This is a genomic window from Sphingomonas changbaiensis NBRC 104936, from assembly GCF_000974765.1.
In the GTDB taxonomy this organism is placed as follows: Bacteria; Pseudomonadota; Alphaproteobacteria; order Sphingomonadales; family Sphingomonadaceae; genus Sphingomonas_B; species Sphingomonas_B changbaiensis.
Map to the genome: position 1 here is coordinate 1 of NZ_BBWU01000037.1, position 14,227 is coordinate 14,227.

Consider the following 14,227-nt stretch of genomic DNA (forward strand, 5'->3'; position numbering starts at 1 on the left):
AGCTTCGCTTGGTCCCCCTCCCCGTTCCGGGGAGGATTTAGCTTTGCAGAACCGCCATCCCCTTCTGCACAGCCGGCCGCTCGCCCAGGCGCTCGAGCCAGCTTTGCACCGCCGGCGCCCGTTCCAGCGCGTTCGCGAGCGGCACTTTCAGCATGGTCGTGGCCGCGACCATCCAGGGATAGCAGGCGATATCGGCGATCGAATAATCGCCACCCAGATACTCGGCCTCGGCGAGCCGGCCGTTCATGACCCGGATCAGGCGCTCGCATTCGTCCTTGAACCGGTCGATCGCGAGCGGCACCTTTTCGGGCGCGCGGTTGGCGAAATAGCCGAGCTGGCCGAGCATCGGCCCCAACCCGCCGATCTGCCAGTACAGCCATTCCAGCGCCTTGAATCGCGCAGGGCCGGACGGCGCCAGGAATTTCCCGCTCTTTTCGGCAAGGTAGGTCAGGATCGCGCCGCTTTCGAAGATCGACAGCGGCCCGCCTTCCGCTTCGTCATCAACGATGGCGGGAATCTTGTTGTTGGGGCTGACCTTCAGGAAATCGGCTGCGAATTGCTCGTCCTTGCCGATGTTGACGCCCTTCACCTGATAGTCCCATCCGAGCTCTTCCAGCATGATCGCCGGCTTGCGGCCATTGGGCGTCGTCCAGGTGTAGAGCGTGATCATGCTATCCTCCGATTATCTGAACCGGTTCGGCAGATAGGGAGCGGGATCGATCTCCGCCACCGGCCGGCCGAGCAGCAGGGCGGCGGCCATGCGCGCGGCGGCAGGAGCGGTCTGGATGCCGAAGCCGCCCTGGCCCGCGCACCAGAAGAAGCCGGGCGCGGCGGGATCGAAGCCGTAGACCGGCAGCCGGTCGGGCGCGAACGAGCGCAGGCCCGCCCAGCGCCGCTCCAGCCGGACAATGCGCCAGCCGATCGCCCGCTCGAATCGATCGATGGCGAGCGCGACGTCCAACTCATCGGCCGCGGCATCGCAGGGCTCGTCGGGCGTTTCATCATGGGGGCTGAGCCAGAGCCGGCCGGCTTCGGGTTTGAAATAAAAGCTGCCTTCCATGTCCATGACGAGCGGCAGGTCGGCGGGCGCAGGCGGGTCGACGGCAAGCTGCACGACGGTGCGGCGGTAAGGCTGGATGCCGATCGGCGGCACGCCCGCCTTGCGAGCGACCGGGTCGGCCCAGGCGCCCGCCGCATTGACGAGAATGCCGGCATCGATCGCCTCTCCGCCGGCCTGCAGCCGCCAGCCGGTCTCCAGTCTCTGCGCATGCTGCAGCGGCGCCGCGCAGCGCAGTTGCGCGCCTGCCTGTCGCGCCTCTTTCAGGAATGCCTGATGGGCGCCCGCCACGTCGATGTCGGTGCAGCTCGCTTCCCACACGGCCCGGTCCCATTCGGGCGCGAGGTGGGGCAGCAAGGCGCGGGCACGCTCGATCGGCCAGCGTTCCAGTGGGACGGCACTGCCGGCGAAGGCCGACAGAAAGGCAGCGATCGCCGGCTCGTCCGCGGCGCGGCCCAGATAGAGCGCGCGCCTGGAGTGGAGCAGGCCGCGGTCGCGGAACCACCGCTCGGATCCGCTCGTCAGCGGCTGGACCAGCGGCCCGCCATAGGTTTCGGACCAGAACGCCGCCGAGCGGCCGGTCGCGTGATAGCCGGGCTGATCCTCCGCTTCGAGCAGCAGCACCGATGCGTAGGGCGCCACTTCGGCAGCAAGGCTGGCGCCGGCGATCCCGGCGCCGACGATCGCGACGTCGTAGCGTCTCACGGATGTGGGACGCGCGCTTTGAGGAACGCGTCGATCTCGGCGAGGGCGGCGTCACGCACGGGATCGGCCTCGCGCAGGATCTCGTGGGCCGATTCGGGGCCCCAGACGCGGAGCTTCGCATCCGGCAGCCGCGCCGCCGCGCGGCGGATCGCGGACGAATCGACCAGCCGGTCCTGGTCGGCCGCAAGCAGCAGCATCGGCGTCGTCACCGATTCGAGCCGGCCCGGCGCCTGCAGCGCGAGCGTGGAACGATAGGCTTCCGCCACCCACGCCCAGCTCGGCGGTCCGACCGAAATCTCTGGCTTCTCGTGCTTCCACCAGAGCTCGTCCTCGTAGCGGCCGAGATCGTGGGTCAGCAGCGTCTGGCGCTTCTTCATCGGCACGCCGGGTCGCTCGTTGCTCTTCCACGCCTGCCGCTCGGGCCGGCCGATCTTCGTCATCAGCCAGGCGACTTTCGCCGCGAGCCGCGGCCCGAACGGGGCGCTCTTCAAGCCCAGCATCGGCGCCACCAGCACCGCGGCGTCGGGCGCGATTCGCCGTTCGGCCAGCGCGCGGAGCGTCAGATGCCCGCCCATCGAATGGGCAATCACGACATGCGGGCCCGAGGTCCGGCCCTTCCACTCGGCAAAGAACGCCGCGAGGTCCTCGATCCAGGGCGCGAAATCGCTTGCGTGCCCGCACAGCGGATCGGCGGAGAGCCGTCCGGAGCCGCCCTGTCCGCGCCAATCGAAGCTGTCGATCGACCAGCCGGCGCGATGCCAGTGATCGAAGGCCTCGTAATATTTCTCGAAAACGTCGCCGCGCCCGCCGAGGAACAGGATCGCCCCGCGCTCGCCCGCCGGGTCCCAGCAAAAGGTGCGGAGCGGCCACCCGTCGAGCGCCGCCCATGTGCCGATCGTCGCGCCTGAGGGGACCGCCCGCCTGTCGAATGTCATGGTCCCCGGTTACGTGTTCGCAAGGCTTGGCGTCTAGATGCCCCACGCATGGCCGCTCATGCTCTGCTCGCGATTCTCGCCCTTCTGCTGCTCTGCGCCGCGGTAACGGACTTGAAAGCACGAATTATCGCGAATCGCCTCAACCTGGCGATCGCGCTGCTGGCGCCCCTCTATTGGTGGGCGACGGGCCTTTCGCCCTGGCCGGACATGGCGTTGCAGGCGGTGCTCGGGCTGGCAGTATTCGCCGTTTTTGCGGCCATGTTCGCGCTCGGCTGGATGGGCGGCGGCGACGTCAAACTCCTCGGTGCGCTCGCTTTGTGGCTGCCCTGGGCGCCGCTGATGCGGATGCTGTTCGCGATGTCGCTGCTGGGCGGCGTGCTGACGTTGATCGTCGTCGCGGTGCACCGGTTTCGCAAGCTCAAGACCAACCCGGAAGTGCCCTACGGCGTCGCCATCGCCAGTGCGGGATTGTGGGTCATCGGCGAACTGTATCTTAACCAGTTTGCTTGATGACGATCGGCAAGGGTCTTTGATCCGGTCCAGGAGTCGTCGGTCGTGGATGTAAGAAAAATTGCTTTGCTTGTAGGGGCTTTGCTGGTCGCCGCCGTCACGGCGGTGATGGCCAAAAGCCTGTTTAGCAGCGCTGGGGCGCCGGCTCAGGCCGCCGCCGTGGGCGCCCCGCAACCCGATGGCCCGCAGGTGCTTGTCGCCACGCGCGCGCTGCCGGTCGGCACCATCCTGCAGGCGGATAGCTTCCGCTACCAGCCCTGGCCCAAGGAGCTGGTCGAGGAAGCCTATTACATCAAGGGCGACGTCTCGCCGCCCCAGCCGGGCACGGTCGTGCGCTACGCGATCACCGCGGGCCAGCCGATCACCCAGGGCGCGCTGGTCAAGCCGGGCGACAGCGGCTTCCTCGCCGCCGCGCTCGGGCCGGGCATGCGCGCCGTCACGGTGTCGGTCTCGGCGCAGAGCGGCGTCGCCGGCTTCATCTTCCCGGGCGACCGCATCGATTTGGTGCTGACCCAGGAAGTCACCGGCGGCGGCAACGGGCCGGCGCTCAGGACCTCGGAGACGTTCGTGCGCAATATCCGCGTGCTCGCCACCGACCAGCGCACCGACAACGAGACCAAGGACGGCAAGACCGAGGTCAAGACCTTCTCGACCGTGACGCTCGAAGCAACGCCGCGGATCGCCGAGAAGATCGCGGTCGCGCAGTCGATGGGCCAGCTGTCGCTGTCGTTGCGCTCGATCGCCGACAACAACGCCGAACTCGAACGGGCAATCGCCGCGGGCGAAGTCAGCGTCGGCGACAGCAAGGATCCCAAGGCCGAACGCCAGATGCTGCTTCAGGTAGCGTCGCGCCCGGTCGACACCGACACGACCTTCGTGACCGGGGGCGACGTGTCCCGCTTCGCGCGCCGCACCATTCCGAGCGCGAATGCGGTTGCGGCCGCCACCACGCCTGCCGCCTCGTCCGGTGCGACGGTGATCGCCAGCGCCGGGCCTGTCGTCAAAATCGCTCGCGGCAACGCGGAGACCGAAGTCTCGGTCAGGGGTAAGTAACATGCGCAAACATACTGTTCTGATGCGGACCGCCGCGGCGGCGCTCGCCACCGTGCTCGCCGCGAGCTATCCCACGGCCGCGAATGCAGCGGACGCAGGTGGCCGGACCGCACGGGTTGCGAACCTGCCCGCCGGCACCCAGCGCCCGACCAGCGAAGTGCTGCTGTCGATCGGCCAGGGCCAGCTGGTGACGCTGCCGACCGGCATCGCCAATGTCTGGACCTCCAACCCGACCGTTGCCGACGTCTATGTCAGCAATCCGCGGCAGATCCATCTGTTCGGCAAGGACGCCGGCGAAGCGACGGTGTTCGCCACCACGGCTTCGGGCCAGGTCGTCTATGCCACCAACGTCCGCGTGAACCAGAACATCACGTCGCTCGACAAGATGCTCAAGCTCGCGTTTCCGGATGCCCAGATCGCGGTGACGACGGCGGGGCAGCTCGCCGTGCTCACCGGCACGATCGGGTCGCCCGAAGACAGCGCCGCTGCCGAGCGGCTGGTGCTGACCGCGCTTAATCCGGGCGTGAACGTTTCCGATCCGGCCGCCGCGCTCAAGATGGGCGTGATCAACCGGCTGAAAACAGCGACGCCGCTGCAGGTCAACCTGCAGGTGCGGATCGCCGAAGTCAGCCGCGACCTGGTCAAGGAGATCGGCAACAACCTGCTGACGCGCGACCAGACCGGCGGCTTCCTGTTTGGTGTGGCCCAGGGCCGCAACTTCGGTTCGATCGGCAATGCCGATATCTCGAAGTTCCCGACCGTGCCGGCGTCCAACTTCTTCCCCGGCGCGACCGGCACGATCCCGATCAATCCGGCGACCGGCCTTCCGGTCAATCCCGCGAACCCGGGCACGCTCTATAATTTCGACAAGCTCGGCCAGGGCGCGGGCAAGACCTCGATCGCCCTTGCCGGCCGCCTGTTCGGCATCGACGTCGCCTCGGCGCTCGACCTTGCCGAGACGGAAGGCCTGGTCAGCACGCTCGCCAATCCGAACCTGACCGCGCTGTCGGGCGAGACGGCAAGCTTCCTGGCCGGCGGCGAGATCCCGATCCCGCTCGCGCAGGGCCTCGGCCAGATCGGCGTCGAATATAAGCAATATGGCGTCAGCCTAGCGTTCACGCCGACAGTGCTGGCCGATGGCCGCATCTCAATGCGCGTGCGCCCCGAAGTCTCGGAGCTGAGCACGACCGGATCGGTGACGCTGAACGGCTTCCAGATCCCCGCGCTCACCACCCGCCGCGCCGAAACGACGGTCGAGCTCGGGTCGGGGCAGAGTTTCATGATTGGCGGGTTGCTGCAGAACAAGCATTTCGACCAGATCGACAAGGCACCGGGCGTCGGCGACATTCCGATCCTGGGCGCGCTGTTCCGGTCGACCCGGTTCCGTCACAGCGAGACCGAGCTGGTGATCATCATCACGCCGTATCTCGTCAGGCCGACCAACGGGGCGATCCCGCTGCCGACCGACGGCTACAAGTCCGCGACCGATGCAGCGCGCGTGCTGATGGGCAAGAACTTCACGGGCGAAAGCGGCGTGCAGCGTCCCCTGCCGACGATGGCGCCGCCGCAGGTGCAGTCGGCCGGCCAGCCGGTGTCGCAGGCAACCCCGCTGCTCCAGGCTCCGGCCAAGTCCGCAGACAGGAAGACGGACGCGGCACCCGCCCCCGGCTTCTCGCTCAAGTGATGCGCGCGCCCAAGGAGACGATGATGTTTCGCAAATCCCTCCCCCTGATCGGTCTCGCGCTGGCGCTGTCGGCGTGCGGCACCGTGAACCGCGGCATGGAATCGGTGCACCAGCCGGTCGTGCAGCGCACCGATTATGTAATCGACCTCGCCTCCTCGGGCGACCGGCTGGCGCCGGGCGAACGCGACCGGCTGGAAGGCTGGTTCCGCTCGATCGACCTTGCTTACGGAGACCGGATTTCGGTCGACGACCCGAGCGGTTCGCTCGGCGTGCGGAGCGACGTCGACTCGCTTCTCGGCCGCCGCGGCATGGCCAGCGTTGCCGGCGCGCCGGTGACGCCGGGCGCAATCCCGCCTGGATCGGTCCGCGTCGTCGTCAGCCGCGCGACCGCCAGCGTGCCCGGCTGCCCCGACTGGAGCCGCTCCGCCTCGCCCGAATTCGTCGGCTCGACCATGTCGAACTACGGCTGCGCGAGCAACGCGGCGCTGGCGGCGATGGTCGCCGACCCGACCGACCTTATCCAGGGCCGCGAAGGCGCCGCCGCGGGCGACCCCGCGATCTCCAGCAAGGCGATTCGCATTTATCGCGACACCGCCCCGACCGGCACGCGCGGACTGAAGACCGAAACCACGTCGAAGAGCGGGAACTGAGCATGAACGCACCCTGGAGCCCCACCCGATCGGCAGCCTTGCGCGATCCGTTCGTCGCCTATGTCTGCGACGACAGCGCCGCCGACGCGATCCGCCCGATCGCCGTGGAAATGGGCTGGTCGCCCGAAAAGGTGATCCGCGGCGGCCTGCGCGCGGCGATCCAGAACCTGGCGGTCGCGGCAAGCCCCAACGTGCTGCTGGTCGACCTGTCGGAAACGGGCGACCCGCTGAACGAGATCAACGCACTCGCCGAGGTCTGCGAGCCCGGCACGGTCGTGATCGCGACCGGTGTCGCCAACGACGTGCGCCTTTACCGCGACCTGGTGGCCAGCGGCATCCAGGACTATCTGCTGAAGCCGCTCCACCCGGACCAGCTGCGTGATGCGTTGGCCGGCGCCCAGGCGGTGTTCAGCGCGCCGAAGAGCTTCGAGCCCCAGCAGGACCGGCCGCACCTGATGATGGCGGTGATGGGCTCGCGCGGCGGGGCCGGTGCGTCCACCGTCGCGGCGTCGCTGGCCTGGCTGTTCGGCGAGAAGGACAAGCGCTCGGCCGCCCTGCTCGACCTCGACGTGCATTTCGGCACCGACGCGCTGGCGCTCGACCTGGAGCCCGGCCGCGGCCTGACCGACGCGATCGAGAATCCCAGCCGCATCGACGGCCTGTTCCTCGAGCGCGCGCTGGTGCGGGTGAACGATAAGCTGGCGGTGCTGTCGGCGGAAGCGCCGATCAACCAGCCGCTGATGACCGACGGGTCGGCATTCTACCAGCTCCAGGAAGAAATCCGCGCCGGCTTCGAATGCACGGTCATCGACCTGCCGCGCCACATGCTGGTGCAGCATCCGATGCTGGTGCAGGACCTGAACTCTGTCGTGCTGGTCACCGAGATCACGCTGGCGGCCGCGCGCGACTGCATCCGCTTCCTGGCTTGGTTCAAGACCAATGCGCCGCAGGCGAGCGTGATCCTGGTTGCGAACCGCGTGGCCGCGTCCGGCGTGCCGGAACTCAGCCGCAAGGATTTCGAGGCGTCGATCGAACGCAAGATCGATTTCGTGATCCCCTATGACCAGAAGCTCGCGGCACAGGCGGCGAAGCTCGGCAAGCCGCTGGCCGAAACGGGCAAGGGCGCGAAGGTCGCGCAGGCGCTGCATGCGCTCGCCGGCCGGCTGATCTCCGCTTCCTCGGACGAGGCTGACAAGGCGACCAAGGCGACGGCCGACAAGGGCACCTCGCTGATCGGCAAGCTGAGCGAGTTCAAGCTGAAAATCGGCAAGCCGAAGGCGGCATAAGGAACGGCGCGGGCGATGATGCAGCTCTTCTTCCCCCTGCTCGGCGGGGTGCTGACCCTGGCGATGCTGCTGCTCGCCCTGTCCGGCCCGAACAGCAGCAAGGCGCAGAAGCGGCGGCTGGAAGGGCTGCGTGAGCGGCATGGCCGCGCGACGCCGCTGACGGCCGAAGACAAATTGCGCCGCATCACCACCGCGCGGGATACGCGGATGGACAGCATGATGGGCCGCCTGCTGCCCAACCCGGCCCTGCTGAAGAAGCGGCTGGCGATGACCGGCAAGGACTGGTCGGTCGGCAAATATGTGCTCGCCAACCTGGGCATCACTTTGGTGTTCGGGGTGCTGCTGTTCGTGAAGGGCGCGCCGGCACTGCTCTGCCTGTTCGGCGGCCTGATGGTCGGCCTGGGCCTGCCGCACATGTTCGTCGGCATGAAGATCAAGAAGCGGATCCAAAATTTCACGATCCGGTTTCCGGACGCGATCGATCTGCTGGTGCGCGGCCTGCGCGCCGGCCTGCCGATCTCGGAAACGCTGGGCGTCGTCTCGGCCGAAATTCCGGGCCCGGTGGGCGAGGAATTCCGGATCGTCACCGACAAGATGAAGATCGGCCGCACGATGGACGTCGCGCTCCAGGAAACCGCGGACCGGCTGGGCACGCCCGAATTCCAGTTCTTCTGCATCACCTTGGCGATCCAGCGGGAGACCGGCGGCAACCTTGCCGAAACGCTCGGCAACCTGGCCGACGTGCTCAGGAAGCGCGCGCAGATGAAGCTGAAGATCAAGGCGATGTCGTCGGAGTCGAAGGCGTCCGCCTATATCGTCGGATCGCTGCCCTTCATCGTGTTCGGGCTGATCTGGATCATCAACAACAAGTACATGGCCAATTTCTTCCAGGACGAGCGGCTGATGATCGCGGGCATCGGCGGCCTCATCTGGATGAGCATCGGCGCGTTCATCATGGCCAAGATGGTCAATTTCGAGATCTAGGGCTCAGCAATGGAAACGACCGGACCGACCCTGCTGGGCATCGACGTACTCTGGGTGGCGACGCTGTTGTCGGCAGTCGCGACGTTCATGGTGCTGGTTGCCCTTTATGCGATCATGACCGTGCGCGATCCGATGGCGCGGCGCGTGAAGGCGCTGAACGACCGCCGCGAGCAGTTGAAGGCCGGCATCACCGCCTCGACCTCTAAACGCCGCGCGAAGCTCAACGCCCGCAGCGAGACGACCGACAAGATGCGCTCGCTGCTCGCCTCGTTGAAGGTGCTGCAGGACGAGCAGCTGAAGGCGGCGCAGATCAAGCTGATGCAGGCCGGCATCCGCTCCAAGGACGCGGCGATCGCGGTGATCTTCGGCCGGCTGATGCTGCCCATCATCTTCGGCCTGGGCGCGGTGATCCTGATCTATGTCGTGCAGTTCTGGCCCGACTGGAGCCCGTTCAAGAAGTTCGGCGTGACCGCGGCGGCGCTGATCGGCAGCTACAAGGCGCCGGACATTTACCTGAAGAACAAGATCACGAAGCGCAGCAACGCGATCCGCAAGGGCCTGCCCGACGCGCTCGACCTGCTGGTCATCTGCGCCGAAGCCGGCCTGACGGTCGACGCCGCGTTCGGCCGCGTCGCCAAGGAACTCGGCAAGGGCTATCCCGAGCTCGGCGACGAATTCATGCTGACCTCGATCGAGCTGGGCTTCCTGACCGAGCGGCGCCAGGCGTTCGAGAATCTCGCCACCCGCGTCGCGCTGGATGCAGTGCGCGGCGTCGTCACCACGATGATCCAGACCGAGAAATACGGCACGCCGCTCGCCTCGGCATTGCGCGTCTTGTCGGCCGAGTTCCGCAACGAGCGCATGATGCGCGCCGAGGAAAAGGCGGCGCGGCTGCCGGCGATCATGACGGTGCCGCTGATCTGCTTCATCCTGCCGGTGCTGTTCATCGTGATCCTGGGCCCCGCGGCCTGCTCGATCGCCGACAACTTCAAGTAAGGAACGGCAGCGCCTCTCCAACCGTTTCTCCTCTGAAACAGAGGGAGATGGCGCATGAGCTTCACGCCCGAATTCTGGCTGATCCTGGGACTGACTTTGGTGCTCGGCTGGGTGCTGGGGCTGATGTCCCGCTCCGGCGGCGGTCGCTGGAAGCGCGAGCTGGCCGCCGAGCGCGAGGCGCATGTCGCGACCAAGCGCGACTATGACGCGCGGCTGGCCGAGGCCGACAAGCGCGCCGCCGAGCACGATCGCCGCATCGCCGAGTATGAGCGCGCCCGCGAGGTCCGCCGCGACGATACTGTCGTCCGCGAAGGCCGGATCGACAATCTCGACCTGCGCCCCGGCGAGCGGATCGAGGTCGATGCCGACGGCAACCGCGTGATCCGCCCGATCCGCTAACGCTGCAACGCCGCCTGCGCGGCCGCGAGGCGGGCGATGGGAACGCGGTAGGGTGATGCGCTGACGTAATCGAGGCGGACGCTTTCGCAGAAGGCGATCGAGGCGGGGTCGCCGCCATGTTCGCCGCAGATGCCGAGCTTCAGGTCCGGCTTCGTCGCGCGGCCGCGGTCGGCGGCGATGCGGATCAGCTCGCCCACCCCGTCGACGTCGAGACTGACGAACGGGTCACGCGGAAAGATGCCCTTGTCGACATAGGAGGTCAGGAACCGCCCGGCGTCGTCGCGCGAAACACCCAGCGTGGTCTGCGTCAGGTCGTTGGTGCCGAAGCTGAAGAAAGCGCTGACCTCGGCGATTTCGCCGGCCTTCAGCGCGGCGCGCGGCAGCTCGATCATCGTGCCGACCAGATAGTCGAGCTGCCGCCCCTTCTCCGCAAACACGGCCTCGGCGGTACGATCGATCAGGTCCTTCATCAGCTCGAGCTCGCGGCGGGTCGCGACCAGCGGGACCATCACCTCCGGGATCGGCGCCTCACCGGTCTTCTCCGCGACCTCGACCGCGGCCTCGAAGATCGCACGGGCCTGCATCTCGTAGATTTCGGGATAGGTGACGCCGAGACGGCAGCCGCGATGGCCGAGCATCGGGTTGAACTCGTGCAGCTCCGCCGCGCGGCGCTTCAGCGCCTCGACGCCGAGACCGGCAGCCTGCGCGACTTCCTCGAACTCGGCTTCCTCGTGCGGCAGGAATTCGTGCAGCGGCGGATCGAGCAGGCGGATCGTGACCGGCAGCCCGGCCATGATCTCGAAAATCTCGGCGAAGTCGCTGCGCTGCTCGGGCAGCAGCTTGGCAAGCGCGGCGCGCCGGCCCTTCTCGTCCGTTGCCAAGATCATCTGGCGGACGGCCGTGATCCGCGCGGCGTCGAAGAACATATGCTCGGTGCGGCAGAGGCCGATGCCTTCAGCGCCGAAGCCGCGCGCGGTGCGGCAGTCGGCCGGCGTCTCAGCGTTGGTGCGCACCCGCAGGCGCCGCACCTTGTCCGCCCATTCCATCAGCGTGCCGAAATCGCCGGCCAGCTCCGGCTCCACGGTCGGGACCTTGCCGGCCATCACCTCGCCGGTCGCGCCGTCGATGGTGATCGTCTCGCCTTCCCTGATCGTGCGGTCGCCGATGCGGAACAGCTTCGCCTTCGCGTCGATCGCAAGCGTGCCGGCGCCCGAAACGCAGGGCCGGCCCATGCCGCGCGCGACGACGGCCGCGTGCGACGTCATGCCGCCGCGCGCCGTCAGGATGCCCTTGGCCGCGTGCATGCCGTGAATGTCTTCGGGGCTGGTCTCGACGCGGACGAGGATCACCGCCTCGCCCAGCTCCGCGCGCTTCTCCGCAGTGTCCGCGTCGAACACGACCGCGCCCGAGGCAGCGCCCGGCGACGCCGGCAGCCCCTTGGTCAGTACGTCGCGCTCCGCTTCGGGATCGAGCGTGGGGTGGAGGAGCTGGTCGAGCGCCGACGGGTCGACCCGGGCGACGGCCTGCTCCCGGCTGATGAGCCCCTCGTCCGCCATGTCGACGGCCATCTTCAGCGCGGCCTTGGCGGTGCGCTTTCCGTTCCGCGTCTGCAGCATCCAGAGCTTGCCGCGTTCCACGGTGAACTCGATGTCCTGCATGTCGCGGTAATGCGTCTCCAGCAGCTCGAAGACGCGGGCGAGTTCGGCGAAGGTCTGAGGCATCGCCTCTTCCATCGACGCCGGCCTGGCGCCCGCGGCCTCACGGGCGACGCGCGTCAGATATTGCGGCGTGCGGATGCCGGCGACGACGTCCTCGCCCTGGGCGTTGATCAGGAACTCGCCATAATAGGCGCGCTCGCCGGTCGAAGGGTTGCGGGTAAAGGCGACGCCGGTGGCGCTGGTCTCGCCCATGTTGCCGAACACCATCGCCTGGACATTGACGGCGGTGCCCCAATCGCCCGGAATGTCGTTCAGGCGCCGATAGACCTTGGCGCGCTCCGACTGCCACGAGCCGAACACGGCGCCGATCGCACCCCAGAGCTGGTCGTGCACGTCCTGCGGGAAGGGCTTGCCCCATTGTTCCTGGACGAGGCGCTTGTACTCGGCCGTGAGCTTGCGCCAGTCGTCGGCCGTCATGTCGGTGTCGAGGAAATGGCCCTGGTCTTCCTTCGCGATCTCCAGCGCTTCCTCGAAGCTGCCGTGATCGAGGCCGAGCACCACGTCCGCATACATCTGGATGAAGCGGCGATAGCTGTCCCAGGCGAAGCGCTCGTCGCCCGACGTGGCGGCGAGGCCCTGCACCGTCTCGTCGTTCAGGCCCAGGTTCAGTACCGTGTCCATCATGCCGGGCATCGACACGCGCGCGCCGGAGCGGACCGAGACGAGCAAAGGGTCGGCGGGATTCCCGAAGGTCTTGCCCGTGATGCCCTCGATATGGGCGATGCCGTTCGCGACTTCCTGCCGCAGCGACTCCGGGAAGCTTTCGCCTTCCTGGTAATAGCGGGTGCACATCTCGGTCGAGATGGTGAAGCCGGGCGGGACCGGCAGGCCGATCGACGCCATTTCGGCCAGGTTCGCGCCCTTGCCGCCCAGCAGGTTCTTGTCGCCCGCGCCGCCGTCCGACACGCCGCCGCCGAACCGGTACACATAGTGCGTCATGCGGGCCTGATCTCCGTTCGAAATGGACGAGTTGGACGAGTTGGACGAGTTGGACGACATTCACATGGAATCGGGAAAATTTCCGGTGGCTCCTTCACCCTTCGATCCGCGAAAAGTCGGCAACCTGGTGCACGGCGTCGCGCATCCGCGCGAGCAGGTTCAGCCGCGCGGCACGCTTCGCCGGGTCCGGATCGTTGACCGTCACCTGCTCGAAGAATGCATCCACCGGGGCACGCAAACTCGCCAGCGCCGCCATAGCTCCCTCGAAATCCTCCGCCGCCACCGCCGCGCGCGCGCGCGGCTCCGCCGAATCGAGCGCGGCGATCAGGGACTGTTCCGCAGGTTCCGGGGTGTAGGACAGCAATTTCTCGTGGCCGACGATCGCGTCGCGCAGATCCTCGGCCATGACGAACGGGTCTTCCTCGCCGGTCTGGGGAATGCCTTGGATCGTTCCCTCTCCCTGCGGGAGAGGGAGGGGCCCAGCCGAAGGCTGGGAGGGTGAGGGCGAGGCCTGGTCATCCTCACCCCGCTCGCCTTCGGCGAGTCGACCCTCTCCCGTCGGGAGAGGGTTGGGGGCGGCCCACCCTTCCTTCTTCAGAATATTCGCCGCGCGCTTGTAGCCGGCGAGCAGGTCGCGGCCCTCGGGCGTTTCGACGAAAGATTGCAGCGCACGAACGCGGGCGAGCAGGCGGACGAGATCGTCCTCCCCGCCCAGCGCGAACACCGCGTCGATCAGATCGTGACGAACGCCGGCTTCGCGCTGCTGGACTTTGAGGCGGTCGGCGAAGAAAGCAACGAGTTCAGCGCCAGCCGCAATGAATTTCGCAGCCGGCTCACCCGAGGTCGAAATTTCCCCGTCCGCGGCGACCTTGATCGTCATTGGTCCGGTGCCGGTTGCCGCTGCTGCGTCTCTGATGTGCGGCCCCGCTCCGAACACACTGTCGAAACTCAACCTGAGGTCATTCGCCAGAATAAGCTGAATAACCCCGAGCGCTGAGCGCCGTAGCGCGAAAGGATCCTTTGATCCGGTCGGTTGTAGCCCGATCGCGAAAAACTGAACCAGGCTGTCCAGCTTGTCCGCCAGGCTGACCGCGACCGTCACAGGGGCGGTCGGGACTTCGTCGCCTTGGCCGATGGGCTTGTAGTGGTCGCGGATCGCGTCGGCGACGGCGTCGGGATAGCCCTGGGCGCGGGCATAGTAGCCGCCCATTATGCCCTGGAGCTCGGGGAACTCGCCGACCATGCCGGTGACGAGGTCGGCCTTGCAGAGGCGGGCGGCCTGTTCCGCGAGGGCCGCTAGATCCTCCCCGG

13 protein-coding genes are annotated in these 14,227 nt (G+C 67.5%); 8 read left to right on the top strand and 5 right to left on the bottom strand.

The annotated features are described in order from the left end of the window. Positions 1-37: 37 nt before the first annotated feature. Genes SCH01S_RS08980 through SCH01S_RS08990 form a run of 3 tightly spaced genes read right to left on the bottom strand, consistent with a single transcriptional unit; the run spans position 38 to position 2,697 of the window. Positions 38-670 carry a glutathione S-transferase N-terminal domain-containing protein gene (locus SCH01S_RS08980; RefSeq protein WP_046348472.1) on the bottom strand — a complete coding sequence of 211 codons (633 nt, stop codon included), beginning with the start codon at positions 668-670 and terminating at the stop codon, positions 38-40. Between the two features lie 12 nt (positions 671-682). Then, positions 683-1,762, bottom strand: coding sequence for an NAD(P)/FAD-dependent oxidoreductase (locus SCH01S_RS08985; RefSeq protein WP_046348473.1), 1,080 nt, complete (start codon positions 1,760-1,762; stop codon positions 683-685). After that, positions 1,759-2,697 carry an alpha/beta hydrolase gene (locus SCH01S_RS08990; RefSeq protein ID WP_046348474.1) on the bottom strand — a complete coding sequence of 313 codons (939 nt, stop codon included), beginning with the start codon at positions 2,695-2,697 and terminating at the stop codon, positions 1,759-1,761. The genes SCH01S_RS08985 and SCH01S_RS08990 overlap by 4 nt, the downstream gene beginning before the upstream one ends. A 48-nt stretch (positions 2,698-2,745) precedes the next feature. Here SCH01S_RS08990 and SCH01S_RS08995 point away from each other — a divergent pair, with 48 nt between their 5' ends. Genes SCH01S_RS08995 through SCH01S_RS09030 form a run of 8 tightly spaced genes read left to right on the top strand, consistent with a single transcriptional unit; the run spans position 2,746 to position 10,259 of the window. After that, entirely contained in the window at positions 2,746-3,207 is a 462-nt protein-coding gene (locus tag SCH01S_RS08995) for an A24 family peptidase (RefSeq protein ID WP_046348475.1), read from the top strand. Positions 3,208-3,252: 45 nt separating this feature from the next. Continuing rightward, the gene (cpaB, locus tag SCH01S_RS09000) at positions 3,253-4,260 is read left to right on the top strand and encodes a Flp pilus assembly protein CpaB (protein ID WP_046348476.1); all 1,008 of its coding nucleotides are present in this window, start codon (positions 3,253-3,255) and stop codon (positions 4,258-4,260) included. 1 nt (position 4,261) lies between these two features. Further along, complete coding sequence (locus SCH01S_RS09005) at positions 4,262-5,944, top strand: type II and III secretion system protein family protein (RefSeq protein ID WP_157032876.1); 1,683 nt, start codon at positions 4,262-4,264, stop codon at positions 5,942-5,944. Between the two features lie 23 nt (positions 5,945-5,967). Next, a complete protein-coding gene (locus tag SCH01S_RS09010) occupies positions 5,968-6,594 on the top strand; it encodes a CpaD family pilus assembly protein (protein WP_245612209.1) in 627 nt (208 codons plus the stop codon). A gap of 2 nt (positions 6,595-6,596) precedes the next feature. Then, positions 6,597-7,880, top strand: a complete 1,284-nt coding sequence (locus tag SCH01S_RS09015; protein WP_046348478.1) for a cellulose synthase operon protein YhjQ/BcsQ — start codon at positions 6,597-6,599, stop codon at positions 7,878-7,880. Positions 7,881-7,895: 15 nt separating this feature from the next. Beyond that, complete coding sequence (locus tag SCH01S_RS09020; protein ID WP_439645806.1) at positions 7,896-8,864, top strand: type II secretion system F family protein; 969 nt, start codon at positions 7,896-7,898, stop codon at positions 8,862-8,864. Between the two features lie 9 nt (positions 8,865-8,873). Further along, on the top strand, positions 8,874-9,860 hold the full coding sequence (locus tag SCH01S_RS09025) for a type II secretion system F family protein (RefSeq protein WP_046348479.1): 987 nt from the start codon (positions 8,874-8,876) through the stop codon (positions 9,858-9,860). Between the two features lie 54 nt (positions 9,861-9,914). Beyond that, positions 9,915-10,259, top strand: a complete 345-nt coding sequence (locus SCH01S_RS09030) for a hypothetical protein (RefSeq protein ID WP_052733878.1) — start codon at positions 9,915-9,917, stop codon at positions 10,257-10,259. Here SCH01S_RS09030 and ppdK read toward each other — a convergent pair. Together ppdK and SCH01S_RS09040 are read right to left on the bottom strand one after the other, a co-directional pair. Next, a complete protein-coding gene (gene ppdK / locus SCH01S_RS09035) occupies positions 10,256-12,916 on the bottom strand; it encodes a pyruvate, phosphate dikinase (protein ID WP_046348480.1) in 2,661 nt (886 codons plus the stop codon). The genes SCH01S_RS09030 and ppdK overlap by 4 nt on opposite strands. 94 nt (positions 12,917-13,010) lie before the next feature. Next, positions 13,011-14,227 (bottom strand): glycine--tRNA ligase subunit beta (locus SCH01S_RS09040; protein WP_046348484.1); only part of this gene is annotated, 1,217 nt, incomplete at its 5' end.